This is a genomic window from Stenotrophomonas sp. STEN054 (assembly GCF_056854535.1).
Genome location: NZ_JBXFWG010000021.1, coordinates 39,957 through 64,843, shown reverse-complemented (window position 1 = coordinate 64,843; position 24,887 = coordinate 39,957). Strand labels below are relative to the sequence as shown.

19 protein-coding genes and 1 riboswitch are annotated in these 24,887 nt (G+C 67.0%); of the genes, 11 read left to right on the top strand and 8 right to left on the bottom strand.

Annotation, left to right across the window (positions count from 1 at the left end; translation table 11 throughout):
• Positions 1-104 precede the first annotated feature (104 nt).
• Entirely contained in the window at positions 105-332 is a 228-nt protein-coding gene (locus tag AC1VXD_RS10655) for a glutaredoxin family protein (RefSeq protein WP_295518753.1), read from the bottom strand.
• A gap of 100 nt (positions 333-432) precedes the next feature.
• Here AC1VXD_RS10655 and AC1VXD_RS10650 point away from each other — a divergent pair, with 100 nt between their 5' ends.
• Entirely contained in the window at positions 433-1,815 is a 1,383-nt protein-coding gene (locus AC1VXD_RS10650) for an L-serine ammonia-lyase (RefSeq protein WP_010482751.1), read from the top strand.
• A gap of 161 nt (positions 1,816-1,976) precedes the next feature.
• Positions 1,977-2,978 (top strand): alpha/beta fold hydrolase, encoded by a 1,002-nt coding sequence (locus tag AC1VXD_RS10645; protein ID WP_482992041.1) that lies wholly within the window; start codon positions 1,977-1,979, stop codon positions 2,976-2,978.
• Between the two features lie 93 nt (positions 2,979-3,071).
• Here the strand turns inward: AC1VXD_RS10645 and AC1VXD_RS10640 are convergent, their stop codons facing one another.
• From AC1VXD_RS10640 to metX, 3 genes are read right to left on the bottom strand one after another with little or no spacing between them, the layout of a single operon-like run.
• The gene (locus tag AC1VXD_RS10640; protein ID WP_482992040.1) at positions 3,072-4,139 is read right to left on the bottom strand and encodes a homoserine dehydrogenase family protein; all 1,068 of its coding nucleotides are present in this window, start codon (positions 4,137-4,139) and stop codon (positions 3,072-3,074) included.
• Positions 4,136-5,371: an O-succinylhomoserine (thiol)-lyase gene (locus AC1VXD_RS10635; protein WP_482992039.1), complete on the bottom strand. Its 1,236-nt coding sequence runs from the start codon at positions 5,369-5,371 to the stop codon at positions 4,136-4,138. Before AC1VXD_RS10635 ends, AC1VXD_RS10640 begins: the two co-directional genes overlap by 4 nt.
• Positions 5,368-6,399, bottom strand: a complete 1,032-nt coding sequence (metX, locus tag AC1VXD_RS10630) for a homoserine O-succinyltransferase MetX (RefSeq protein ID WP_482992038.1) — start codon at positions 6,397-6,399, stop codon at positions 5,368-5,370. Before metX ends, AC1VXD_RS10635 begins: the two co-directional genes overlap by 4 nt.
• A 77-nt stretch (positions 6,400-6,476) precedes the next feature.
• A riboswitch (SAM riboswitch) is annotated at positions 6,477-6,595 on the bottom strand.
• A gap of 148 nt (positions 6,596-6,743) precedes the next feature.
• Between metX and AC1VXD_RS10625 the strand changes: the two genes are divergently transcribed.
• From AC1VXD_RS10625 to AC1VXD_RS10610, 4 genes are all read left to right on the top strand, one after another.
• Entirely contained in the window at positions 6,744-7,628 is an 885-nt protein-coding gene (locus AC1VXD_RS10625) for a M23 family metallopeptidase (RefSeq protein WP_482992037.1), read from the top strand.
• Between the two features lie 66 nt (positions 7,629-7,694).
• On the top strand, positions 7,695-9,299 hold the full coding sequence (locus tag AC1VXD_RS10620; RefSeq protein WP_482992036.1) for a peptide chain release factor 3: 1,605 nt from the start codon (positions 7,695-7,697) through the stop codon (positions 9,297-9,299).
• Between the two features lie 155 nt (positions 9,300-9,454).
• The gene (gene trhA, locus AC1VXD_RS10615) at positions 9,455-10,093 is read left to right on the top strand and encodes a PAQR family membrane homeostasis protein TrhA (RefSeq protein WP_482992035.1); all 639 of its coding nucleotides are present in this window, start codon (positions 9,455-9,457) and stop codon (positions 10,091-10,093) included.
• An 82-nt stretch (positions 10,094-10,175) separates the two neighbouring features.
• Positions 10,176-12,164 carry an AsmA family protein gene (locus AC1VXD_RS10610; RefSeq protein ID WP_482992034.1) on the top strand — a complete coding sequence of 663 codons (1,989 nt, stop codon included), beginning with the start codon at positions 10,176-10,178 and terminating at the stop codon, positions 12,162-12,164.
• 494 nt (positions 12,165-12,658) lie between these two features.
• Here AC1VXD_RS10610 and AC1VXD_RS10605 read toward each other — a convergent pair whose 3' ends face one another.
• From AC1VXD_RS10605 to mtgA, 3 genes are all read right to left on the bottom strand, one after another.
• The gene (locus AC1VXD_RS10605) at positions 12,659-13,090 is read right to left on the bottom strand and encodes a CBS domain-containing protein (RefSeq protein WP_482992033.1); all 432 of its coding nucleotides are present in this window, start codon (positions 13,088-13,090) and stop codon (positions 12,659-12,661) included.
• Positions 13,050-14,069, bottom strand: coding sequence for a glycosyltransferase family 2 protein (locus AC1VXD_RS10600; RefSeq protein WP_116865462.1), 1,020 nt, complete (start codon positions 14,067-14,069; stop codon positions 13,050-13,052). The genes AC1VXD_RS10605 and AC1VXD_RS10600 overlap by 41 nt, the downstream gene beginning before the upstream one ends.
• Before the next feature lie 455 nt (positions 14,070-14,524).
• On the bottom strand, positions 14,525-15,280 hold the full coding sequence (gene mtgA, locus AC1VXD_RS10595) for a monofunctional biosynthetic peptidoglycan transglycosylase (RefSeq protein WP_482992032.1): 756 nt from the start codon (positions 15,278-15,280) through the stop codon (positions 14,525-14,527).
• A gap of 77 nt (positions 15,281-15,357) precedes the next feature.
• On the opposite strand from mtgA, the gene hslO reads away from it, so the two are divergent.
• From hslO to AC1VXD_RS10580, 3 genes are all read left to right on the top strand, one after another.
• Positions 15,358-16,251, top strand: coding sequence for an Hsp33 family molecular chaperone HslO (hslO, locus tag AC1VXD_RS10590; RefSeq protein WP_482992031.1), 894 nt, complete (start codon positions 15,358-15,360; stop codon positions 16,249-16,251).
• A 119-nt stretch (positions 16,252-16,370) separates the two neighbouring features.
• Positions 16,371-17,228, top strand: a complete 858-nt coding sequence (locus AC1VXD_RS10585; protein WP_482992030.1) for an XOO1806 family protein — start codon at positions 16,371-16,373, stop codon at positions 17,226-17,228.
• Between the two features lie 379 nt (positions 17,229-17,607).
• On the top strand, positions 17,608-20,448 hold the full coding sequence (locus AC1VXD_RS10580; protein WP_482992029.1) for a TonB-dependent receptor domain-containing protein: 2,841 nt from the start codon (positions 17,608-17,610) through the stop codon (positions 20,446-20,448).
• A 138-nt stretch (positions 20,449-20,586) separates the two neighbouring features.
• On the opposite strand, the gene AC1VXD_RS10575 is transcribed toward AC1VXD_RS10580, so the two are convergent.
• Complete coding sequence (locus AC1VXD_RS10575; protein WP_079222832.1) at positions 20,587-21,189, bottom strand: TetR/AcrR family transcriptional regulator; 603 nt, start codon at positions 21,187-21,189, stop codon at positions 20,587-20,589.
• A gap of 141 nt (positions 21,190-21,330) precedes the next feature.
• Between AC1VXD_RS10575 and AC1VXD_RS10570 the strand changes: the two genes are divergently transcribed.
• Together AC1VXD_RS10570 and AC1VXD_RS10565 are read left to right on the top strand one after the other, a co-directional pair.
• Positions 21,331-22,248, top strand: coding sequence for an alpha/beta fold hydrolase (locus tag AC1VXD_RS10570; protein WP_482992028.1), 918 nt, complete (start codon positions 21,331-21,333; stop codon positions 22,246-22,248).
• Entirely contained in the window at positions 22,245-24,722 is a 2,478-nt protein-coding gene (locus AC1VXD_RS10565; RefSeq protein WP_482992027.1) for an acyl-CoA dehydrogenase, read from the top strand. The genes AC1VXD_RS10570 and AC1VXD_RS10565 overlap by 4 nt, the downstream gene beginning before the upstream one ends.
• Positions 24,723-24,887 lie beyond the last annotated feature (165 nt).

Genomic DNA, 24,887 nt, shown 5'->3' with positions numbered 1-24,887 from the left:
GCCAGATCTCGCCCCCACAAAAAACGGCGGCTCCCCCCCGCGCCGGCGCCGGCCCATCCGCCAGCCGGTCCACCCGGGGACGCCCGGGCCCAGGCCCGGCGGATTCACCCGGCCGCCAGCCAGGCCTGCACACCGGCCGCATCGAATGGCCAGTCCAGCTCGCGCCCACCGGCCTCGTCACGCAGTACCGGCACCCGCGCGCCATAGCGCGCTTCCAGCCCGGGCTGGTCGTCCAGGAACACCGAATCGAACTCCGGCGCCCGCGCCTTGGCCAGCTCGGCCAGGGCCATGTCGCACAGGTGGCAGTCGTCACGCTGGAACAGGGTCAACACCGGTTCGGGCCCCTTGCTGGAAATGCTGCGCCGCAGCCATGGGTTGCGGCAATGAACCGCTAGAATAGCGGTCTCTTCCGGTACCCGCAGTACGGCAACCATGGCTGTCAGCACGTTCGACGTTTTCAAGATCGGCATTGGTCCGAGTTCCTCGCACACCGTCGGGCCGATGAAGGCCGCCGAGCGCTTCATCCATCGTTGGCTGCTCGACCCGGGCCGGTTGCACGAAGTGGCGCGCATCCGCGCCGACGTCTACGGTTCGCTGGCGCTGACCGGCCGCGGCCACGGTACCGACAAGGCGATCCTGCTCGGCCTGGAAGGCCAGCGCCCGAACCTGATCGACCCGGACATCATCCCGGCCACCCTGGAGCGCATCCGCAGCAGCAAGCGCATCCAGCTGATGGGCCAGCACGAGATCGCCTTCGACGAGAAGCGCGACCTCGGCATGAACAAGCGCCAGAAGCTGCCGTACCACACCAACGGCATGCGCTTCACCGCGTACAACGCCGAGGACGAAGTGATCGCCACCCGCGATTACTACTCGGTGGGCGGCGGCTTCGTGGTCAACCAGGACGACGCGGCCGATGACCGCATCGTGCCCGATGAAACCCCGCTGCCCTACCCGTTCAAGAGCGGCGATGAGCTGCTGGCGCAGACCGCGCGCAGCGGCCTGAGCATCGCCCAGCTGATGTTCGAGAACGAAAAGTGCTGGCGCAGCGAGGACGAGATCCGCGCCCAGCTGCGCGAGATCTGGAGCGCGATGCAGTCGTGCGTGGCGCGCGGCATCCGCGAGGAAGGCGTGCTGCCGGGCGGCCTGAAGGTCGGCCGCCGCGCACCGGCGCTGTACCGCGAGCTGTCGTCCAAGCCCGAAGCGGCGATGCGCGACCCGCTGACCACGCTGGACTGGGTCAACCTGTACGCACTGGCGGTGAACGAAGAGAACGCTGCCGGTGGCCGCGTGGTCACCGCACCGACCAACGGCGCGGCCGGCGTGCTGCCGGCGGTGCTGCACTACTTCGACCGCTTCTGCCCGGGCGCGAACGAGCAGCGCGTGTTCGACTTCCTGCTGACCTCGGCGGCGATCGGCATCCTGTACAAGGAAAACGCCTCGATCTCCGGTGCCGAAGTGGGCTGCCAGGGTGAAGTGGGCGTGGCCTGCTCGATGGCCGCCGGTGGCCTGGTGGCCGCGCTGGGTGGCAACCCCAGCCAGATCGAGAACGCCGCGGAAATCGGCATGGAACACAACCTTGGCCTGACCTGCGACCCGATCGGCGGGCTGGTGCAGATTCCGTGCATCGAGCGCAATGCGATGGGCGCGGTGAAGGCGATCAACGCCTCGCGCATGGCCATGCGTGGCGACGGCAAGCACAAGGTCTCGCTCGACAAGGTCATCAAGACCATGCGCGATACCGGCCGCGACATGCAGGACAAATACAAGGAAACCAGCCGTGGCGGCCTGGCGGTGAACGTCATCGAGTGCTGAACACGCGGGGTTAGAGTCGACCGTTGGTCGACCATCGCGCGCAGCGCGGGCATTCCGCGCGTTGTTCAAAGGCAGTCGACCAACGGTCGACTCTACCTGGCGGAACGACACCGTCATCGTGTTGCGGTTAGGCTCGGGGCTCCCCTGCCCCGGACTGTCCCATGCGCGTGATCGCCGCCGCCCTGCTTGCCTGCCTGCCGTTGTCTGCCCTCGCCGCGCCGCCACCGACCTACGGCGCGCGCCTGGAAGGCTTCGACTACGGCTATCCGGTGAGGACCTTCGCCCTGCAGTCGCAGGGCCAGCCGCTGGAAATGACCTACCTGGACGTCGCGCCGAAGAAGAAGGCGATCGGCGTGGTCGTGCTGCTGCACGGCAAGAACTTCTGCGCGGCCACCTGGCAGCAGACCATCGCGCCGCTGGTGGCTGCCGGTTACCGGGTGATCGCACCGGACCAGGTGGGCTTCTGCAAGGCCAGCAAGCCCGAGCGCTACCAGTATTCGTTCGGCCAGCTGGCCGCCAATACCCACGCACTGCTGGAGCAGCTGCAGCTCGGCGACCAGCCGGTGCACGTGGTCGGCCATTCGATGGGCGGCATGCTCGCCATCCGCTACGCGCTGATGTACCCGCAGGATCTGCGCAGCCTGTCGCTGGTCAATCCGATCGGCCTGGAAGACTGGAAGGCGCTGGGCGTGCCGTGGCGCAGCGTCGACCAGTGGTATGCCGGCGAACTGAAGACCAGCTATGACAGCATCCGCCGTTACCAGCTGGATGTGTACTACGACGGCCAGTGGAAGCCCGCTTACGAGCACTGGGCGCGCATGCAGTCGGGCATGTACGAAGGCGCGGGCAAGCAGGCGGTGGCCTGGAGCCAGGCGCTGACCTCGGACATGGTGTTCAACCAGCCGGTGGTCTACGAACTGAAGCACCTGCAGGTACCGACCGCGTTGTTCATCGGCCAGAAGGACCGCACTGCGATCGGCCGCGACCGCGCCTCACCGGAACTGAGGGCCACGCTGGGCAACTACCCCGCGCTGGGCAAGGCGGCTGCGGAGGTGATTCCAGGCGCAACCCTGGTCGAGTTCGCCGAGCTGGGGCACTCGCCGCAGGTGCAGGACCCGAAGCAGTTCAACGCAGCGTTGCTGAAGATGTTGAAGACCCGTTGAAATCCGGCTCTGCAGTACATGATTCGCCGGGCACGGTCCGGCGGGCATGGACGGCAGCGCCGGGCCATGCCCGGCGAGCGCAGCGGCAGGCCGTCAACCCGCAATCCGCAGCACGTCATCCAGCAGCGCTGCGGCCGTAACTTCCGCGCCCGCACCCGGGCCCTGGATCAGCAGCGGTTGCTGGCGGTAGCGATCGCTGTGGATGGCCACGCGGTTATCCGTACCCGCCCCCTGTGCCAGCGGATGATCGGCGGGCAGTTCACGCAATCCCACCTGTGCGCCAACGACATCGACACGACCGACAAAGCGCAGCACCCGGCCCTGCGCGTGCGCCTGCTGCCAGCGCGCCTGCAGCGGCGCGTCCAGTTGTTCCAGCGCAGCCAACGCCTCATCCAATGGCACGTCCGCCAGCGCCGCCGGCACCAGCGACTCGACCTGCACCTGTGCCGCATCCAGCGCCAGCCCGCTGCTGCGGGCCAGGATCAGCAGCTTGCGCCGCACATCCTCGCCGGACAGGTCCACGCGCGGATCGGGTTCGGTATAGCCGGCGTCCAGCGCTTCACGCACTGCCAGCGAAAACGGCGAGCGGCCGTCGTAGCGATGGAACAGCCAGGCCAGCGATCCGGACAGCACGCCTTCGATGGCATGGATGTGGTCGCCGCCAGCCACCAGCGCGCGCAGGCTGCTCAGCAGCGGCAGGCCGGCACCCACGGTAGCGCTGTCACCGTAGCGCGCACCGCTGTCGGCACAGCTTTCGGCGATGGCCTGCGCGCGCGCCAGCTGCGCACCGCGGCCCAGCTTGTTGGCCGTCACCACGTGCACGCCGCGGGCCAGCCACTGCACATGACGTGCGGCCACGTCCTCGCTGGCGGTGGCATCGACCACCACGTCGCCGCGCTCCAGCCCTTCGGTGCTGGCCCACGGTGGCGAGCTCTGCCCATCCCGCGGGGCGCGTCGCGCCAGTTCCAGCGGCAGCGCCAGGTCGCGGTCGATGGCCAGCGCCGTGCGCGAATTGGCCAGCCACTGCACGCTGGGCAGGTCCAGCCCGCGCGCCTGCAGCGCCTGGTAGCGCTGCACGAAGGCCGTGCCTACCGTGCCGGTGCCGAGCAGGGCGAGGCGGCCACCGCCAAGCGCGGGGATGTCAGCAGGCAGCGCGCTCATGCATCCACCACCTGTTTGCGGCGCACCGAAGCGCCGATCACCGCTTCGGCGCGCTGCAGCGCGGCGTCGAGATCGGCCAGCAGGTCACGCTCGGCTTCGATGCCCACCGACAGGCGCAGCAGGCCTTCGCTGATGCCAGCAGCAGCACGTGCTTCGGCGGTCATCGCCGCATGGGTCATGGTGGCCGGGTGCGCGACCAGGCTTTCGACACCGCCCAGCGATTCGGCCAGGGTGAAGTAGCGCAGGCCATCGACGAAGGCGCGCACCGCGGCGTGCGGATCCTCGCCTTCGCAGGCTGCCAGTTCGAAGGACAGCATGGCGCCGAAACCGCTCTGCTGGCGCGCGGCGATGGCGTGGCCGGGATGGTCGGCCAGGCCGGGGTAGTAGACGCGTGCCACGGCCGGATGCGCATCCAGCAGGGCCACGATCGACGCGGTGTTCTCCTGGTGCGCGCGCAGGCGTGCATCCAGAGTTCGCAGGCCACGCAGGGTCAGGAAGGCATCGAACGGCGAACCGGTCAGGCCCAGCGCGTTGCCCCACCACACCAGCTGCTCGTGCACCGCCGGGTCGCGCGCGATCACCGCGCCGCCGACCACGTCACTGTGGCCGTTGATGTACTTGGTGGTCGAATGCAGCACCACGTCGGCACCAAACGACAGCGGCTGCTGCAGGGCCGGCGACAGGAAGGTGTTGTCCACCACCACCCGCGCACCGGCCTTGTGCGCGGCATCGATGACGAAGCGCAGGTCGGTGATGCGCAGCAGCGGGTTGGACGGCGTTTCCACCAGCACCAGCTTCGGCTGGCTGGCCAGCGCCTGGGCCAGCGCACGCGGGTCGGTGAGGTCGGCGGTGACCAGGGTGAAGTGGCCCTTCTTGGCCAGTGCATTGAACAGGCGCCAGCTGCCGCCGTACGCATCATGCGGCACCACCAGAGTATCGCCCGGCTCCAGCAGTGCATTCAGCACCAGGTTGATCGCGCCCATGCCGGTGGCGGTGATGACGCCGCCAGCGCCGCCTTCCAGTTCGGCCAGTGCTTCGCCCAGCAGGTCGCGGGTCGGGTTGCCGCTGCGCGTGTAGTCGTACTGCCGCTTGTTGCCGAAGCCATCGAAACTGAAGTTGGACGACAGCACGATCGGCGGGGTGACCGCACCGTGGGCGGTGTCGCGGTCGATGCCGGCGCGGACAGCGGCAGTGGTGCGGCTACAGGACGGCTCGTTGGCGTACAGGCTCATGCGGACTCTCCAGAAGTGCGGAAGGCGGTAGCAAGGATCGCGTCGATGCGATCGGTTTCCTTGAGGAAGGCGTCGTGGCCGTAGGGCGAGCGCAGCACGCGCAGGCTGCCGCGCGGGCCCAGCCCTTCGACCAGGCCGACCAGGTCGGCCAGCGGCACCAGGCGGTCGCCTTCCACAGCCACCACCACGGTGGGCGGCAGGATCGCGGCAGGGTCGACGCGGTGCAGGTCGATCGATTCGGACAAGCGCAGGTAGGCGGTCACCGGCGTCCGCGCCACGTACTGCGCACCGGCGGCGTCGAGGTAGTCTTCGGCGGCCACGCGCACGCGGCCGTTGACCACTTCCGGCGCCGCGTCGAAGCGCTCGCCGAATTCTTCCGGGGTGCGGTAGCTGAGCATGGCGAACTGACGGGCCAGGGCCAGGCCGTGGTCTTCGCCGCACTGCAGCTGGCCCAGCGCAACGGCACGGCGCTGCAGCGCGCGCCAGGCGGCGGCATACGGATGCGGGCGGTGCGCGCCGCTGGCCAGCACCAGCTGGCGCACGCGGCTGCGATGGCGGATCGCGAACTGCTGGCCGACCAGCGCGCCATAGGAATAGCCGACGAAGGCCTTCAGCACGCGGATGCCGAGATGGTCCAGCAGCAGCGCCAGCGCATCGGCCTGGTCGGCGGTATCGATCGGCACGTCCAGTGCGCCATCGGCACCGATGAAATCGAAGGCCAGCACGCGCAGCTGCTGCGGATCCAGCGCGCGACCGCTGCCGACCAGGCCTTCGGCCCAGCCCTTTTCGCTGAACTGTGCATTGGAGGCGACGTGGCGATGGGCGGAGATGCCACCGGCCAGCACCACTACCGGCGCATTGGCCGGCCCCACCCACTCATAGCGCAGGCGCACCGGGCTGGCCCCGGCGTGGCGCATCGACAGCACGGCGGCGAACTCGCCGCGCTCGGCATGCACGCGGTCATCGACCGGCACGCTGACGTGGACAAAGGATTCGGGACGGGCGGCGGTGCTGGGGGCGAAGCTCATGGCGGGATCCGTGTGGGGAATCGGCCATCGAGCCTTCGCGGGGCTCGCGTTCGAGATGCACGTGCGGTGCATGGTTCGAACCATCTTTCGGTGGACGCCACGGTCCCCGCAGGATTTGGCACCTACGCGGACGCTTTCGCGTCTGCGGGCTGCCCCGGCTTCAAAGGGCCTGTCCCTCTGCCGGTCTCGATGGTGGAGCCACGATGCCAGCCCTTTCCATCACTGTCAATCCCTTCATGCGGATAAAGCGATGGAATAAATGAACCGCCATTCCGGGAACTGCGCCCGGTCCCCGTGTTCAGGATCCGCTACAGTCCCCAGCGCCCTTTCCGCTGGATCCGTCGATGCCCCGCCTGCCCCTGTCCTGCCTGCTGCTGCCCCTGCTGGCCAGCGCAACCGTCCACGCCAGCGACTGGCGCCAGGGCTGGGGACTGGTGCCGAAGTCCGGCACCGCTGCGGCCGGCGACGACGCCCCGCAGGCCGCGCCGACCACCCAGCTGCGACTCCAGGCGATGGGTGGGCAATGGCAGGCACGCATCGACAATCCCTTGGCCGGCCCGGTGCAGATCGAACTGCGGCCGGCGCCCGGTGGCGCCATCGAAGGCCTGCCTGTGCGTTCGCTTGTGCAGGGCGGTGGCAGCCTGGTGGTCGGCCACCTGCCCGCGCCCGCTGATGGCCGCAGCCTGGACGTGCGCCTGCAGTCGGTGCCTGGCAATCCCGCCGCGCAGGCCGAGGACGTCGCCTACCGGCTGCCGTTCGAAACACCGCAGCTGCGCGTGGACCAGGCCCCGAACGGCCGCTTCAGCCATCAGGACGACGAAAACCGCGACGCGGTGGATTTCGCCCTGCCCGAGGCCACCCTGGTGATGGCCGCGCGCGAGGGCACCGTGATGCAGGTGCAGGATGGCTTCAAGGCCAATGGCCAGATCCGCGAACGCGATGCCGGCCGCGCCAACTTCATCCGCATCCTGCACAGCGACGGCAGCATGGCGCTGTACGGCCACCTGCAGGCCGGCGGCATGCGCGTGCGCCCGGGCCAGGCGGTGCAGGCCGGGCAGCCGATCGGCCTGTCCGGCAACAGTGGCTACAGCACCGCCCCGCACCTGCACTTCGTTGTGCAGGTCAACCGCGGCATGGGCCTGCGCTCGGTGCCGGTGCGCATTTTCACCTCGCAGGGCCAGCTGCAGTTTGCCCGCCAGGGCGACGCCGACGGTGGCATCGGGCGCTGACCGGCCCCGGCCGGTATAATCGGGCGCTTATCTCCTTGAAAAGCGCCCCGGGCGGGCGCCACTGCCATGTCCGAAGTCGCCAACGAAGCGTCGCGTCGCCGCACCTTCGCCATCATTTCCCACCCTGACGCCGGCAAGACCACGCTGACCGAAAAGCTGCTGCTGTTCGGCGGTGCGATCCAGATGGCCGGTTCGGTGAAGGGCCGCAAGGCCGCCCGCCACGCGACGTCCGACTGGATGGCGCTGGAAAAGGAGCGCGGCATCTCCGTCACCTCTTCGGTGATGCAGTTCCCGTACGAAGGCAAGATCGTCAACCTGCTCGACACCCCCGGCCACGCCGACTTCGGCGAGGACACCTACCGCGTGCTGACCGCGGTGGACTCGGCGCTGATGGTGATCGACGTGGCCAAGGGCGTGGAAGAGCGCACCATCAAGCTGATGGAAGTCTGCCGCCTGCGCGACACCCCGATCATGACCTTCATCAACAAGCTCGACCGCGAGGGCAAGGACCCGATCGAGCTGCTGGATGAAGTGGAGACCGTGCTGGGCATCCAGTGCGCCCCGGTCACCTGGCCGATCGGCATGGGCCAGCGCCTGAAGGGCGTGGTCCACCTGCTGACCGGCGAAGTGCACCTGTACGAACCGGGCCGCAACTTCACCCGCCAGGATTCGACCATCTTCCCGTCCATCGATGCCCCCGGCCTGGCCGAGAAGATCGGCGCACAGATGCTGGCCGAGCTGCGCGACGAACTGGAACTGGTGCAGGGCGCCAGCCACCCGTTCGACCTCGACGCCTACCGCGCCGGCAAGCAGACCCCGGTGTTCTTCGGCTCGGGCGTGAACAACTTCGGCGTGCAGCCGCTGCTGGACTTCTTCGTCGAGCACGCCCCGCCGCCGCAGGCGCGCACCACCACCGGGCGCGTGATCGCGCCGGAAGAGAGCAAGCTGAGCGGCTTCGTGTTCAAGATCCAGGCCAACATGGATCCGCAGCACCGCGACCGCGTGGCGTTCATGCGCATCTGCTCGGGCCGCTTCAGCGCCGGCATGAAGACCTTCCACGTGCGTACCGGCAAGGACATGAAGCTGGCCAACGCACTGACCTTCATGGCCAGCGACCGCGAGATCGCCGCCGAAGCGTGGCCGGGCGATGTCATCGGCATCCACAACCACGGCACCATCTCCATCGGCGATACCTTCACCGAAGGCGAAGCGGTCACCTTCACCGGCATCCCCAACTTCGCCCCGGAACTGTTCCGCCGCGCGCGCCTGCGCGATCCGCTCAAGCTCAAGCAGCTGCAGAAGGGCCTGGCCCAGCTGTCCGAGGAAGGTGCGACCCAGTTCTTCCGCCCGCTCACCAGCAACGACCTGATCCTGGGTGCGGTGGGTGTGCTGCAGTTCGACGTGGCCGCCTACCGCCTGAAGGACGAGTACGGCGTGGAAGCGACCTTCGAGCCGGTCAGCGTCACCACCGCGCGCTGGGTCCACTGCAGCAACGAGAAGAAGCTGGAAGAGTTCCGCGAGAAGAACGCACTGAACCTGGCCCTGGACGCCGCCGGCCACCTGGTCTACCTGGCCCCGACCCGGGTGAACCTGCAGCTGGCCCAGGAACGCTCGCCGGACGTGCGCTTCTCGGCCACCCGCGAAGCGGCGCACACCGTCCCGGCGGGTTGATGCAAGGGGGGGCAGATCCGCGCCTCGGTAGATCCACGCCATGCGTGGATAGGCGCGGATTCATCCCCCATACGGTGACGGGGGTGCAAGCGCCCGCCATCGCGGCGATGATAGGGGGGCTGCGGGTCCCCCTCCCCGCGAACCACGTCATCACCATGTCCTCCACGCCTGCTGCCTCCATCCGTGAAGAAATCGCCAGCGCCCTGACCCACGGGCTCGGCGCCGTGTTCGCGCTGGCCGCCAGCGCGGTCCTGATCACCCTGGCCGCCATCTACGGCGACGGCTGGCAGCTCGCCAGCGCCATCGTGTTCGGTATCGCCCTGCTGCTGCTGTACACCGCCTCCACCCTGTACCACGCCATCCAGCACCCCACGGCCAAGGGTCGTCTGAAGGTTTTCGACCACTGCGCGATCTACGTGCTGATTGCCGGCACTTACACCCCGTTCACCCTGATCGGCCTGCGCGGGCCTTGGGGCTGGGGCCTGTTTACCGCCATCTGGGCGCTGGCCCTGGGCGGGGTGGTGTTCAAGCTGTTCTATACCGGTCGCTTCAAGGCGCTTTCCACCGGCATCTACATCGCAATGGGCTGGCTGGTGATCGTGGCGATCAAGCCGATGTGGGCCTCCATCGACGGCGGGACCCTGGCCTGGCTGTTCGCCGGCGGCCTGTCCTATACGCTCGGCACCTATTTCTACCATCGCGAATCGATCCCCTATTCGCACGCGATCTGGCACCTGTTCGTGATCGGCGGCAGCGTCTGCCACTTCGTCGCGGTGACCATGCAGGTCCTGTAACAATGACGGCAGGCGCCCGTGTGCACACCATGCACATGAGCACTTCGCGCCCCGTCCACCCGGATGGGGCAACCATGGCAGCGTGAATGCTGCCCCTGCCCCTGCTGCACCGCGCGCTTCGCGCTGGCGCCTCCGCCGCCCCGGCCGACGTGGCCAGCGCTGGCTGGCGGTGCTGGTGTTCCTGCTGGCCGCATTGCTCATCCTCATCGCGCTGTGGGACTGGAACTGGTTCAAGGGGCCGGTGGAACGCGCGGTACAGGCCCGCACCGGCCGCGCCCTGCACATCGGCCACCTGGATGTCGACCTCGGCCGTACCAGCACCATCCGCGCCGATGCGATCACCTTCGCCAATGCCGCGTGGTCGAAGCAGGCCACGATGGCCAATGCCGACCGCGTGGAGATCGACGTCCGCGTCTGGCCGTTGCTCCGTGGCAGCATCCAGCTGCCGGAAGTACGCCTTACCCGCCCCGACGTGCTGCTGGAAGCCGCCCCGCGCAAGGGTGAGGCCGGCAACTGGGATTTCCTGCCGGCCAGCGATGGCAAGAGCTCGCTGCAGCTGAAGGGCCTGCGCATCGACGACGGGCGCCTGCAGTACCTGGACGCCCTGGGTCGCACCGACATCCGCGTCGGCGTGCGCAGTGGCGAAGCGACCACCACCGCAGACACGCGGGTTGACGCCGCCCCGCCGCTGCTGGTGAAGGGCCAGGGCCGCTGGCAGGGCAATCCGTTCACTCTCAGCGGTGGTACCGAATCGCCGCTGCAGCTGACCGACAGCGCGCATCCCTTCCGCATCCACCTCGATGGCCGTGCCGGCAGTACCCATGCCGTGGCCACCGGCACGCTGACCAACCCGTTCGCGCTGCAGGTGTTCGACCTGCAGTTCGCGCTCAGTGGCCAGGACCTGGCCGACCTCTACCCGCTGCTGGGCATCGCCATCCCGCCCTCGCCGCCGTACGCCCTCGATGGCCGGCTCAAGCGCGACCACAACGTGTGGCGCTACGAGGGCTTCACCGGCAAGGTCGGCGACAGCGACCTGGGCGGCAACCTGCAGTTCGAGGTGGGCCGCGACCGCCCGCGCCTGACCGCCACGCTGGAATCGCGCCGGCTCGATTTCGACGACCTGGCCGGCTTCGTCGGCGCCCCGCCGAAGACCGGCGGCGGCGAGACCGCCAATGCCGAACAGAAGGCGCAGGCCGCACAGGCCGCCGCCAGCCCGCGCGTGCTGCCGGACAAGCCGTACAACCTGGGCAAGCTGCGCGCGATGGATGCCGACGTGCGCTGGAAGGCCCACCGCATCAATGCGCCCTCGCTGCCGCTGGACGACATGGACGCGCACCTCCTGCTGGACGATGGCGTGCTGCGGCTGGATCCGCTGAACTTCGGCGTGGCCGGCGGTGACATCCGCAGTACCATCCGCATGGATGCACGCCAGCCGCAGATCGCCACGGCGCTGAAAGCCAGCGTGCGCGGCGTGCAGCTGGGCCAGCTGTTCCCGGATGCGAAGCTGGCCGAGCAGGCCAAGGGTGGCATCAGCGGCCAGATCGACCTGACCGGCCGCGGCAATTCCATTGCCGCCATGCTCGGCGGCAGCAGCGGCGACGTCGGCGTGGCGATGGGCCGTGGCCATGTCGGCAACCTGGTGATGGAGCTGGCCGGCCTGGACATCACCGAGTCGCTGAAATTCCTGTTCACCGGTGACCGGCAGATTCCGCTGCGCTGCGCCTTCGCCGATTTCGGCGTGCGCGATGGCCTGATGACCAGCCGTGCGTTGGCGGTGGACACCACCGACACGATCATCATTGGCGAAGGTACGGTGAGCCTGCGCGATGAGCGGATGGACCTGCTGCTGAAGCCGCGTCCGAAGGACAAGAGCATTCTGGTGCTGCGCTCGCCACTGCGCATCGGCGGCACGTTCAAGGACCCGTCGTTCCGCCCGGATTTCAAGGCGCTCGGTCTGCGCGGCGCGGTGGCCCTGGCGCTGGGAAGCATCGCCCCGCCGGCAGCGCTGCTGGCCACGATCGAAACGGGGCCGGGCAAGGATGCCAACTGCGGTGGGCAGTACGCGAAGTAAAAGCGGTTGTTCGCGGCGCCTCTGTTGATCCTGGTGTGAGTGGGACGGGTGGGCCAGTCAGGACACGTCGTAAACCCGTCCTTGGGGGCTCGATGGCGCCATCCATGGCGCCAACGGTCCTGCCTTGCCCACCCGTCCCACTCCTGACAGTTTCCTGCGCGCGCGGAACGAGAGCGGGAATTCAAAAGAAAACAGCAAAAAGCCAAATCAAAAGCTGTGCCAACCAAGGTTGGCACCTACCAGGAGCGGATGTTCGGCGCTGAAACGCACCGCGCTCGCGGGATATGTCTGGAGGCGGAGGGCATGGCCGTGCAGGACCGTAGGCGCCAAGGACGACGCCTACGAGCTACATGGACGTATTTACCGCGTGTCCTGCACGGCCATGCCCTTCGCCTCCCCACGCATCAGGAGGCGCTGCTCTTGAGCTCTGGCTCTGGCTCTGGCTCTTGCTTCGAAAAGCGGGCCGGCGGGCTGCAAGCCCGCCAGCGAAAAACTCACCCCGCCACGATGTACTGCTGCAGCCGGTCCAACTCCCGCCGCTGCGCATCGATCACCGCCTTCACCAGGTCGCCGATGGAAATCACCCCCAGCACCGACCCGTTCTCCACCACCGGCAGGTGGCGGATGCGGTAGTCGGTCACCAGCTGCAGGCAATGTTCCACCTGCTCACCCGGCGACACCGTCACCACCTTCGCCGTCATGATCTCCGACACCGCCGTATCGCGCGAGGAACGATCGTGCAGCACGATCTTGCGCGCGTAATCGCGCTCGGACAGGATGCCGACCAGTCGCGGCCCGTCCATCACCAGCACCGCGCCGATGCCCTTCTGGGCCATCAGCCGGATCGCATCGATCACCGCCGCGCCGGGCGCGACCGCGTGTACTTCAGGGGACTTGCCGTCCAACAGTTGCCGTACCGACGTCATCTGCCTGCCCTCCCAGGGTGGGTTGCAGGGCCGAGTCTGCCACGGAAGGTGCTAGCCACGCGTCAACCAGGTACAGGGGCCGCTGCTTGGACTCCTCATACAGGCGGCCCAGGTACTCGCCGATCAGCCCCAGCGCGATCAGCTGCACGCCGCCCAGGAACAGGATCACCGCCATCATCGTCGGCCAGCCCGCCACCCGGTCGCCGTACAGCGCCGCCTTGATGATCACCCAGACGCCGAACACGAACGCCGCCGCCGCGGTCGCCAGGCCCAGGTAGGTGGCCGCCCGCAGCGGCACGGTCGAGAACCCGGTGATGCCTTCCAGTGCAAAGTTCCACAGGTTCCAGAGGCTGAACTTGCTGTTGCCGGCCAACCGCGCGTGGCGGTGGTAGGGCACGGCCACGCGGCGGAAGCCGACCCAGCTGAAAAGGCCTTTCATGAAGCGATGGCGCTCGCGCATCTCGCGCAGCGCGCTCAGCGCCCGCGGCGACAGCAGGCGGAAATCGCCGGTGTCGGCGGGAATCGGCGTGCGCGACAGGCGGCCGATCACGCGGTAGAACATGGCCGCGGTGGCCCGCTTGCTCCAGCTTTCGCCGTCGCGCACCTTGCGCGTGCCGTAGACGTTGTCATAGCCCTCTTTCCAGTGCGCGACGAAGGTCGGCACCAGTTCCGGCGGATCCTGGCCATCGGCATCGAGAATCATCGCAGCGCCTTCGCGCACCTGGTCCAGGCCGGCGGTCAGCGCAGCCTCCTTGCCGAAGTTGCGCGACAGCCGCAGGGCCGAGACACGCGGGTCGGGATGGGCGAGGTGTTCGATCACCGCCCAGGTAGCGTCGGTGCTGCCGTCATCGACATACAGGATGTGGCCGTCGACATCGTCCAGCGCGTCGAGCACCGCGCACAGGCGCGGGTGCAGCTGGGGCAGCGCCAGTTCCTCGTTATGGGCGGCGATGACGAAGGTCAGGCGTTGGCGGCTCATGCCTGGATTGTACGTTGCTGGCGGGCTTGCAGCCCGCCGGCCCGCTAAAGGCAACGGCCAAATCGAGAGCAACTGCAGCGCCTTCCTGATACGGGGGGAGGCGGAGGGCATGCCCCGGGCCCATGGCGCCTACGGTCCTGCACGGCCATGCCCTCCGCCTATGGACACATTCCCGCGAGCGCGGTGCATGGACGCGCTGCCCCCCCCCACCGCTTTTGGTAGCTGCCAACCTTGGTTGGCACAGCTTTTGATCTTGCTTCTTGTTTTGATTTTTAATTTCCGCTCTCGTTCCGCGCGCGCAGGAAACTTTCCGGAGGCGGAGGGCTACCGCAGGCAGGACCGTTGGCGCCATGGACGGCGCCTACGAGCTACATGGACGTATTTACCGCGTGTCCTGCCTGCGGTAGCCCTCCGCCTCACCCATGAACCGGAAGGCGCCGCGAAACGATCTACCGTTACTTCTCCAGATACCCCGCCCCACCCAGCTGCCGGGCCTGCCGCTGTATCCACGTCGCTCGCCGCTGCACGTACGGCCCCGGCCTGGCCGCGTTGTACCGCCGCGGCGCCGGCAGCACCGCCGCCAACCGGGCACTTTCACCCGGTGCCAGCCGCGACGCATCCTTGCCCCAGAATTTCTGCGCCGCCGCCTGCGCGCCATACACGCCATCGCCGAACTCGGCGATGTTGGCGTACATCTCCAGGATGCGTTCCTTCGGCCAGAACGCCTCGATCAGCACCGTGTACCAGACCTCCAGACCCTTGCGGATCCAGCTGCGGCCCTGCCAGAGGAACAGGTTCTTGGCCACCTGCTGGCTGATCGTGCTGGCCCCGCGCAGGCGCCCGCCCTTGGCGTTGTGGTCACGCGCCTTTTCGATGGCCTGCAGGTCGAAACCGTTGTGCTCCGGGAATCGCTGGTCCTCGGCCGCCACCAGCGAGATCGGCAGGCTGGGCGCCATCTGGTCCAGGTCGCGCCACTGGTAATGCAGGCGGTAGGACCAGTCGCCCTCGCCCAGTGCCTCGCCATAGCGCCACAGCATCACCGTGGACAACGGCGGGTCGATGAAGCGCAGCACCAGCACCTGCAGGCAGCTGAAGCCCACGAACAGTACCGGCAGCCACAGCAGCCGCTTCCAGCGCCAGCGTCGCCGGACCGGCGTGGTCGCCACGGCCTGCACGGCCTCCACCTTGTCCTGCTCTCCCCCTGCCCCCATTACTGGTGCATCCTTCTCATGCCTGGTTGTCGGCGCATTATCCGGCAACCGCCCCTGTTTACGCGCGATGTGAGCCGATGACCGCCCAAACCGATTCCCTGATCCGCTTCCTGCTGCCCGACGCCGGCGTCCGTGGCGTGCACGTGCAACTGCAGGCCACCTGGCAGGAAATCCTGTCCCACGCCATGTACCCGGACAACGCCGCCGAACTGCTCGGCGAGGCGTGCGTGGCCTCGGCCCTGTTCACCGGCCACACCAAGGTGGACGGCCGCCTGTCCATCCAGCTGCGCAGCAACACCGGCCTGCGCACCCTGTTCGCCGAGTGCACCGCCGCCGGCACCCTGCGCGGCATCGCCCAGCTGGCCGACGGTGCCGACGCGCCGCGCGACCTGTCCAGCCTGGGCAGCGACGCGCTGCTGGCGATCACCATCGAGAACCCCGGCCTGGACCCTCGCGAACCGCAGCGCTACCAGAGCCTGGTCGGCCTGACCGCGCCGGCGCTGGATGAGGCCTTCGAGGACTACTTCCGCCAGTCCGAACAGCTGCCGACCCGCCTGCTGCTGGCCGCTGACCGCAACGGCGCCGTGGGCCTGCTGCTGCAGAAGCTGCCCGGCGACGAGGGCGACGAGGACGGCTGGGCCCGCGCCAGCGCCCTGTTCGATACGCTGGGCAAGACCGAACTGCTGGCCACCCCGGCCGAGCAGATGCTGCACCGCCTGTTCCACGAGGAGAAGCCGGAACTGATGGGCAGCAAGCCGCTGGCCTTCGGCTGCTCCTGCTCGCACGAGCGGGTCGCCTCGATGCTGGTCTCCCTGGGCGAGGAAGAAGCCCGCGCGGCCGCCGAAGACACCGGCGCGGTGGACGTCCGCTGCGAATTCTGCGGACGGGAGTATCACTTTCCGTTGACGGAGTTCGGCATACTGTTCCACGGTGCCGAGGGGACTGTACCGGCACCTGAACGACTTCAATGAATGAGCAGGTCTTGTGTTCTGGGGAGGATCAAGGCTTGTTAAGATTTCATAAACACCCTAGGATCGAGTTCCCGCCCCAGCGGGAACTTCCGTTGTCCGTCACTGTCTGAACTGGTCCGATGCGTACTTTCCTGCGTCTACCGCTGGCCCTGCTGATCGCCCTTGGCGCGATCACGGGCGCGCATGCGCAGAGCAAGGACACCCGCACCGTGCTGCCGGTCTGGAACAAGGGCAGCGGCAAGGTCGAGGCCCTGCTGTACCTGGAACCGACCGGCGAACAGGCCGCGGGTGCCCGCTGGCACTTCGGCCGCAACTCGCTGGACGCGGCCTTCGGCCTGTCCTCGGGCGACTCGCTGGGCCTGCTGTGCAGCAACAGCAGCGGCAGCAGCATCAGCGGGTTGGCCAGCCACTGCATGCTGGCCAGCCTCGGCGATGACGATGACGCCATCGGTGCCAACAACCGCCGCCTGACCGGTACCGCCGCACTCAACCGCGGCAACAACCGCCTGGGCATCACCGCCGGTACCAGCCGCGAGACCCTGCCGGCCTGGCTGGCCTCGCCGAACAAGACCCCGGCCCTGCGCGGCGAACAGAACGACCTGACCGTGTTCGCCCAGCGCAACATCGGCCGCGAAGGCTTCGTGTCCATCGCCGGCACCTACGCCAAGGCGCGCCTGGTGCCGATCTCCGATGCATCGCCCGCCCTGGTCGACCGCTGGGACAGCAAGAGCCTGAGCCTGGGTGCCGGCTACGGCAATTTCACCGGCAGCATCATCGGCCGCGTGGTCGACGTTCCCGGCAAGCCGGGCAAGTGGGAAGGCCTGGGCATCGGCCTGACCTGGCGTACCCCGTGGTCGGGCCAGCTGACCGTCGGCGCCGAAAACGTGATCACCCGCGGGAAGAATCCGTTCTCCCCGCGCAACGAAAGCAACGACGACGGCACCGTTCCGTACGTCCGCTACGAGCAGGACCTGTAAGCGGTCCAGCGTCTTGCGACACCGACTGGATGAAAGAGGGGCGCCTGCAGGGCGCCCTTCTTGTTTCCGCAGGTAACGCGTTCGTTAAATGCATGTGCATTGTTACATATCGAAATATTACGAAATGTATCAACACAAACATTTTTTCAGACGAAACGATACTCAATGGGTCCGAGTGTCCCAGTCATGTACCACAAGTCATTGAATCGTAAAGATTCCCGGGTATTGACACCGACTGGCATTGCTGAAGTTAACGTAGCTTTAATTTTCTGGAGGGCGCCGTTACTATCGATTCAGCCTCGCGTTTTTTTGGAACGACATTTTGCGTTCCGCACGCAGGCAATAACCCAGCCAAGATTTCCTTGGAGAGAGAGAGCCAATGAACTTCAAGTCCAACAAGCTGCGTGATGCGGTCGTCATCGCGCTGGTCGCCGGTGCATCCGTCGCGACCGCCCAGGCGCAGGACGCAACCAACCTCGATCGCATCGAGGTGACCGGTTCGCGCATCCGCCAGGTCGATACCGAAACCGCCCAGCCCGTGCTGGCCATCAGCCGTGACCAGATCGAGAAGCAGGGCTTCAAGTCGGTCGCCGACATCCTGCAGAACATCTCCGCCGCCGGTTCTCCGGCCATCAGCCGCACCTCGCCGCTGAGCTCGGGTGAAGCCGTCGGTGGTTACTACATCGATCTGCGCAACCTGGGCGCCAACCGCACCCTGATCCTGATCGACGGCCGTCGCCTGGGCATCACCAACGATGGCCTGCAGGACGTTGCGTCGATTCCGGCCGCCATCGTCGAGCGCATCGAAATCCTGAAGGACGGCGCGTCGACCATCTACGGTTCGGACGCGATCGCCGGCGTGGTGAACATCATCACCCGCAAGGACTTCGAAGGCGCTGAAGCCAACGTCTATTTCGGTCAGTACGACCAGGGCGACGGCAAGCGCGAAAACTATGACTTCATCATGGGCTTCCGTGGCGAGCGTGGTTCGCTGACCGCCGGTGTGGAATACACCAACGAAGATCCGGTGTGGGCGAAGGACCGCTGGTTCTCGCGTGACCGTTTCCCGACCGGTGAAAAGAGTGCACCGCGTCCGGGTGGCCTGTCGGGCACCAGCCAGTACGGCCGCTTCATCTACAACGGCCAGGCCTACACGCTGCGCCGCGATGTCGCCGGTCTCGATCCGACCGACTTCGCCAGCTACCGCCTGGTTGATCCGAACATCGACGTGTCCAATCCGGCGCTGGCATCGACCCTTCAGAGCGGCATCAAGCGCAAGTCGGCCTTCTTGAATGGTCGCTTCGACTTCACCGACAACGTCCGCTTCGACACCAGCGTCCTGTACACCGACCGCGACGCGTTCGCGCAGAACGCGGGCTATCCGTTCGCCAGCGGCAACTTCGAGCTGAGCGCCAACGGCCTGACCGCTGACAGCGTGTTCAATCCGGTGGGTGAGGACGTGCAGTACGTGCGTCGTGGCTGGGAAGTGCCGCGCGGCGTCTTCAACAGCCTGACCACCACCCGCTTCACCGGTGTGTTCAGCGGTTCGTTCCAGACCGGCGAGCGCTTCTGGGATTGGGAAGCCGGCTATCTGTACAACCAGAACAAGGGCACCCAGATCAGCACGGGTAACCTGAATACCTACGCCGTCGGTCAGGCGACCGGTGCGTCGTTCATCAATGCCGATGGTCTGGCGCAGTGCGGTACCGCTGCCAACCCGATCCCGCTGGGCACCGGCCCCGGGGCCTGCACCCCGTGGAACCCGCTGATTCCGGACGGCTACAACTCGGCCAACAGCCTGGCTGATCCCAACGTCCAGGCCTACCTGTACCAGCCGGGCCAGGCGCTGTCGCGCACCACGACCAAGAACTACTTCGCCAATATCGCCGGCACCATCGCAACCCTGCCGGCCGGCGATCTGGGAATGGCGCTTGGCTTCGAGCGTCGTGAGGAAAGCGGCTCGTTCTCGCCGGACGCACTGGCCCAGACCGGTATCTCGACTGATCTGGCAGCCGGCCCGACTTCGGGTGGCTACGACCTCAATGAAATCTACGCCGAACTGCAGATCCCGATCCTGGCCGACCTGCCGGGCGCAAAGGAACTGACCCTCACTGCGGCCACGCGCTACTCGGACTACAACACCTTCGGCGACACGCTGAACAGCAAGTTCGGCCTGAAGTGGAAGCCAGTGGATTCGATCCTGGTCCGCGGCACCTGGTCGGAAGGCTTCCGTGCTCCGACCGTGGCTGACTTGTACGGCGGCATCTCGCAGACCTTCGAGGACTACACCGATCCGTGCGACACCTCGTACGGCCCGGCCGCAGGCAACGCACGCTGCCTGCAGGACGTCCCGGCCGGCTTCCGCCAGCTCAATGCTTCGGGTACCGCACCGTCGCCGGGCCCGGGTGAGCAGACCAACGTGCCGTTCGTAACCGGCTCGACGCCCACCCTGACCCCGGAAACCTCGGAATCCAAGACCCTGGGTATCGTCTGGAGCCCTGCGTTCCTGACCGGCTTCAACGCCTCGCTGGACTGGTGGAACATCCGCATCGACAACACCATCGTTGCCGACACCCCGACCGATCTGCTGAACGATTGCTACCTGCGTGGCATCGAGTCGCGCTGCGTGGGCTTCACCCGCAACGCCGCCGGCAACGTCACCTCGCTGAACTTCGGCCTGCGCAATGCGGGTTACGTTGAAACCGAAGGCTTCGACTTCGACGTCAACTACCGCTTCGAGACCGGCTTCGGTGCGTTCAACGCCGTCTGGCAGACCACCTACGTGGCCAAGAACGAGATCAAGCAGGACAACTCGGACAACCCGCCGAGCCAGCAGAACGGCTTCGGTGGCAACTTCCGTGTCCGCTCGAATCTGTCGGTGGGCTGGACGCTGGACAACCTGACCGTGACCTGGTCGGCCCGCTACTACTCGGGCACCAAGGAACAGTGCTACTTCGACGACCGCTGCACCCTGCCGAACTACAGCGCTCCGGATACGCAGGGCCAGATCCTGCCGATGAACGAGCTGGGCTCCAACACCTTCCACGACCTGCAGGTGTCCTACAACCTGCCGTGGAATGCGACGGTGGCCGTCGGTGCCAACAACGTGTTCGACCATTGGGCGGCTCCGGCCTACTCCCAGCCGAACGCGGGCTACTCGTACTACGGTGGCTTCGAAGTGGGTCGCTTCATGTACATGAAGTACCAGCAGAAGTTCTGATCGGTTGATCGATCACTGACTTCAGCAACGGCCCCGCAAGGGGCCGTTGTTTTTTCCGCACCACCGGTTTTCCGCGTGATGCGTCGGACAAAAAAAAGCCGCGATCCAATCGCGGCTCTTCGTGGGCTGCAGGCAACGTCAGCCGTTCGGGATCAGCGTCTCGATCAGGTGCTCGACGTAGGCTTCGAAATCCTCGCGTGCCTGCTTCGGCTGCTGCAGCTGCAGCGACAGCTGCAGGAAGCCGACATAGGCCGCGTAGGCCAGCCGGGCGCGATGGCGTGCATCGGTCGAACTGAGCCCGGCCTGGCGGAACGAGGCCACCAGGTAATCCAGGCGCCGCTGCGAGACCCGGTCGATCACCGGCCGCACCATCGGGTGGTCCAGCGCCTTCAGCAGCTCGCTGTAGATGATGTGCGGCTGCACTTCGTGCGCCACCATCTGGAACAGCTGGCGCAGGCGCGCACGCGGATCGGGCACGTCTTCGAGGCTGCCGAAGACCTGCTCCTGTTCGAACAGTTCCCAGCGTTCAAGCGCGGCCTGCAGCAGTGCATCGCGCGAAGGGAAGTGCCAGTAGAAGCTGCCCTTGGTCACGCCCAGGCGGCGCGCCAGCGGCTCCACCGCGACCGCGCCCACGCCTTGTTCAGCGATCAGATCGAGGGCCGCCTGTGCCCAGTCTTCGGCACTGAGGCGGCTGTTGCGGCCGGCACGCGGTTCGCCGGCAGAAGCGTCAGGTTGATTCATGGGGTGATTTAACCATACGGCGGGGTTCGTTGCAGTACGCCGTTGCGGCCGAAACCGTCGCGGGGCGGGCGATGGCGCCTTCCGCAGCGCACCATACTGCATGGTATTGACTTCCGTCACCAGCCATCCATACTAGCGAGTATGGTTACATCCCCTACTCCCGCCGCGTTCCACGACCTGCGTCTGGAGGCGGCCCATGGCGCCCATCTGGCGGCCACGGCCAGCGACCACGGTCGCCGCGGCCGCGTGCTGTTCGCCCATGGCTTCGGCCAGACCCGGCATGCGTGGAATACCACCGCACGGGCGCTGTCTGCCGTCGGCCTGCAGACGCTGGCCTACGATGCTCGCGGCCATGGCGATTCGGACTGGAACGCCGCCGACCTGCCCTACCACGGCGAACAGTTCGCCGATGACCTGATCGTGCTGGCCGGCGAGCAGCCGCGCCCGCCGGTTCTGGTTGCCGCCTCGATGGGCGGGCTGTTCGGCCTGCTTGCCGAATCGCGCTGGCCGGGCCTGTTCTCGGCGATGGTGCTGGTCGACATCACCCCGCGCTGGGACACCGCCGGCGTCGAGCGCATCCTCGCCTTCATGACCGCCCATCCCGATGGCTTCGCCTCGCTGGCCCAGGCCGCGGACGTGATCTCCGCCTACCTGCCGCACCGCCCGCGCAAATCCGAGCAGTCGCTGCGTGCGCTGCTGCGCGAGGATGGCCACGGCCGCTGGCGCTGGCACTGGGATCCACGCCTGGTGGCCGAACTGGCCCGCGACAGCGAACAGCATCAGGATGCGCTGGCCGAAGCCGCACGACATGTGAAGTGCCCGCTGCTGCTGGTCAGTGGTGGCCGCAGCGACCTGGTCACGCCGCAGACTGTCGCCGAATTCCTCGCATTGGCGCCGCACGCACGCCACGTACAGTTGCCGCAGGCCACACACATGGTCGCCGGTGATGACAACGACGCCTTTACCGCTACTGTGTTGGACTATCTGGACGTGTTGCCCGCAGCGGATGCTGCAGCTTCGTCCGCCACAAACGAGCACGTCACCGGAGCACGCTCATGAGCATCGTTCTTCCCTTCCTCGCCCTGCTGCTGGCAGGCGCGTTCGTCGCCTACCACCGCATGCGCCTGCTGACCTGGACGCTGATCAGCCTGGCCCTGCTGGCCATCTGCTGGTTCGTGCCATACGTCAACCAGACCGCCACGATCGTTGCTGCCGCCGTGCTGGCGGTGATCGCCGTGCCGCTGCTGCTGCCGTTCATCCGCAAGCCGCTGCTGACCGGCCCGATGATGAAGGTGTTCCGCAAGGTGCTGCCGCCGCTGTCGCAGACCGAACGCATTGCGCTGGAAACCGGCTCGGTCGGTTTCGAAGGCGAGCTGTTCACCGGTGATCCGGACTGGAACATCCTGCTGAACTACCCAAAGCCGCAGCTGACCGCTGAAGAACAGGCCTTCCTCGATGGCCCGGTCGAAGAGCTGTGCACGATGGTCAACGACTGGGAAATCACCCACGTCCATGCCGACCTGCCGCCGGAACTGTGGGCCTTCATCAAGAAGAACAAGTTCTTCGGCATGATCATCCCGAAGGAATACGGCGGCCTCGGCTTCTCCGCGCTGGCCCACCACAAGGTCATCCAGAAGCTGGCCTCGGTCTCGTCGGTGGTCAGCTCCACCGTCGGCGTGCCGAACTCGCTGGGCCCGGGTGAACTGCTGGTGCATTACGGCACCCAGGAACAGAAGGACCAGTACCTGCCGCGCCTGGCCGATGGCCGCGAAGTGCCCTGCTTCGGCCTGACCGGTCCGTTTGCCGGTTCCGACGCCACCTCGATTCCCGATTACGGCATCGTCTGCAAGGGCGAGTGGAACGGCGAGCAGGTGCTCGGCGTCAAGCTGACCTTCGACAAGCGCTACATCACCCTGGCCCCGGTCGCCTCGCTGATCGGCCTGGCCTTCCGCATGTACGATCCCGATGGCCTGATCGGTGAGACCCGCGACATCGGCATCACCCTGGGCCTGCTGCCGCGCGATACCGCCGGCGTGGAGATCGGTCGTCGCCACTTCCCGCTGAACTCGACCTTCCAGAACGGTCCGATCAAGGGCAAGGACGTGTTCATCCCGCTGACCCAGCTGATCGGTGGTGCCGCGATGGCCGGCAAGGGCTGGAACATGCTCAACGAGTGCCTGGCCGTGGGCCGCTCGATCACCCTGCCCTCCACCGCCAGCGGCGGTGCCAAGGCCGGTGCAGCGGTCACCGGTGCCTACGCGCGCATCCGCAAGCAGTTCGGCCTGTCGGTCGGCCGCTTCGAAGGCGTGGAAGAAGCGCTGGCCCGCATCGGCGGCAAGGCCTACAAGATCAGCGCGCTGTCGCAGGCCACTGCGGCGGCAGTCGACCGTGGCGATGTGCCGTCGGTGCCGTCGGCCATCGCCAAGTACCACTGCACCAGCATGAGCCGTGAAGTGATTTCGGACGTGATGGACGTCATCGGCGGCAAGGGCATCATCCTCGGGCCGCGCAACTTCGCCGGCCGCAGCTGGCAGGCCGCGCCGATCGCGATCACCGTGGAAGGCGCCAACATCATGACCCGCAGCCTGCTGATCTTCGGCCAGGGTGCGATCCTCTGCCACCCGTGGGTGCTGAAGGAAATGAAGGCCGCGCAGGATCCGGACACCCGTGCCGGCCTGCAGGACTTCGACCGCAGCCTGTTCGGCCACATCCGCTATGGCATCTCCAATGCCGTGCGTTCGTTCTGGTTCGGCCTGACCGGTGCGCGCTTCGGTGCCGCCCCGGGCGATGCCTACACCCGCCGCTACTTCCGCAAGCTGGACCGCTACTCGGCCAACCTGGCGCTGATGGCCGACATCTCGATGATGACCCTCGGCGGCAAGCTGAAGTTCAAGGAATCGCTGTCCGGTCGCCTGGGCGACGTGCTGAGCCACGTCTACATGACCAGTGCCATGCTCAAGCGCTACCACGACGAAGGCGCGCCGCAGGCCGACCAGCCGCTGCTGGCGTGGGCCTTCCATGACAGCGTGCACAAGATCGAAGAGTCGCTGTCGGCGGCCCTGCGCAACTTCCCGATCCGTCCGATCGGCTGGCTGATGTGGGCGCTGATCTTCCCGCTGGGCCGTCGTGCCGAAGCCCCGGGTGACCGCCTGAGCCGTCGTGTCGCCGCCCTGCTGATGGCCCCGAACGAAGCCCGCGACCGCCTGGCCAGTGGCGTGTTCCTGACCCCGTGTGAGAACAACCCGGGTGGCCGCATCAACAGCTACCTGAGCAAGGCGATCATGGCCGAGCCGGTGGAGCGCAAGTTCCTGAAGGCGCTGAAGAGCAAGGGCATCGAGGCGCTGGACTTCAAGGCGCAGCTGGACGAGGCCGTGGCCGAAGGCGTGATCACCCAGGACGAACGCAGCCTGCTGGAAGAACTGCGCACGCTGACCCTGGACACCATCACCGTGGACGACTTCGACACCCACGAACTGCGCGCGGCCAGCTACTACGACCGCCAGCACAAGGACCCGCATTCGCAGGCAGCGTGATCGCCTGCGTCATGCGCATACAGAAACGGCGGGCCTCGGCCCGCCGTTTTTGTTTGCATGGTGCGAAGCCACGCATGGCGTGGCACTACCACCGCCGCCTTGGAGCCACGCATGGCGTGGCACTACCACCGCCGCCTTGGAGCCACGCATGGCGTGGCACTACCA

Bases quoted from the DNA above. Each gene is read 5' to 3' on its own strand.
- AC1VXD_RS10565 (WP_482992027.1), top strand. From the start codon at position 22,245: ATGAGCATCGTTCTTCCCTTCCTCGCCCTGCTGCTGGCAGGCGCGTTC.
- mtgA (WP_482992032.1), bottom strand. From the start codon at position 15,280: ATGGGGGCAGGGGGAGAGCAGGACAAGGTGGAGGCCGTGCAGGCCGTG.
- metX (WP_482992038.1), bottom strand. From the start codon at position 6,399: ATGAGCTTCGCCCCCAGCACCGCCGCCCGTCCCGAATCCTTTGTCCAC.
- AC1VXD_RS10570 (WP_482992028.1), top strand. From the start codon at position 21,331: ATGGTTACATCCCCTACTCCCGCCGCGTTCCACGACCTGCGTCTGGAG.
- AC1VXD_RS10575 (WP_079222832.1), bottom strand. From the start codon at position 21,189: ATGAATCAACCTGACGCTTCTGCCGGCGAACCGCGTGCCGGCCGCAAC.
- AC1VXD_RS10650 (WP_010482751.1), top strand. From the start codon at position 433: ATGGCTGTCAGCACGTTCGACGTTTTCAAGATCGGCATTGGTCCGAGT.
- hslO (WP_482992031.1), top strand. From the start codon at position 15,358: ATGACCGCCCAAACCGATTCCCTGATCCGCTTCCTGCTGCCCGACGCC.
- AC1VXD_RS10625 (WP_482992037.1), top strand. From the start codon at position 6,744: ATGCCCCGCCTGCCCCTGTCCTGCCTGCTGCTGCCCCTGCTGGCCAGC.
- trhA (WP_482992035.1), top strand. From the start codon at position 9,455: ATGTCCTCCACGCCTGCTGCCTCCATCCGTGAAGAAATCGCCAGCGCC.
- AC1VXD_RS10580 (WP_482992029.1), top strand. From the start codon at position 17,608: ATGAACTTCAAGTCCAACAAGCTGCGTGATGCGGTCGTCATCGCGCTG.
- AC1VXD_RS10635 (WP_482992039.1), bottom strand. From the start codon at position 5,371: ATGAGCCTGTACGCCAACGAGCCGTCCTGTAGCCGCACCACTGCCGCT.
- AC1VXD_RS10620 (WP_482992036.1), top strand. From the start codon at position 7,695: ATGTCCGAAGTCGCCAACGAAGCGTCGCGTCGCCGCACCTTCGCCATC.
- AC1VXD_RS10605 (WP_482992033.1), bottom strand. From the start codon at position 13,090: ATGACGTCGGTACGGCAACTGTTGGACGGCAAGTCCCCTGAAGTACAC.
- AC1VXD_RS10640 (WP_482992040.1), bottom strand. From the start codon at position 4,139: ATGAGCGCGCTGCCTGCTGACATCCCCGCGCTTGGCGGTGGCCGCCTC.
- AC1VXD_RS10600 (WP_116865462.1), bottom strand. From the start codon at position 14,069: ATGAGCCGCCAACGCCTGACCTTCGTCATCGCCGCCCATAACGAGGAA.
- AC1VXD_RS10585 (WP_482992030.1), top strand. From the start codon at position 16,371: ATGCGTACTTTCCTGCGTCTACCGCTGGCCCTGCTGATCGCCCTTGGC.
- AC1VXD_RS10645 (WP_482992041.1), top strand. From the start codon at position 1,977: ATGCGCGTGATCGCCGCCGCCCTGCTTGCCTGCCTGCCGTTGTCTGCC.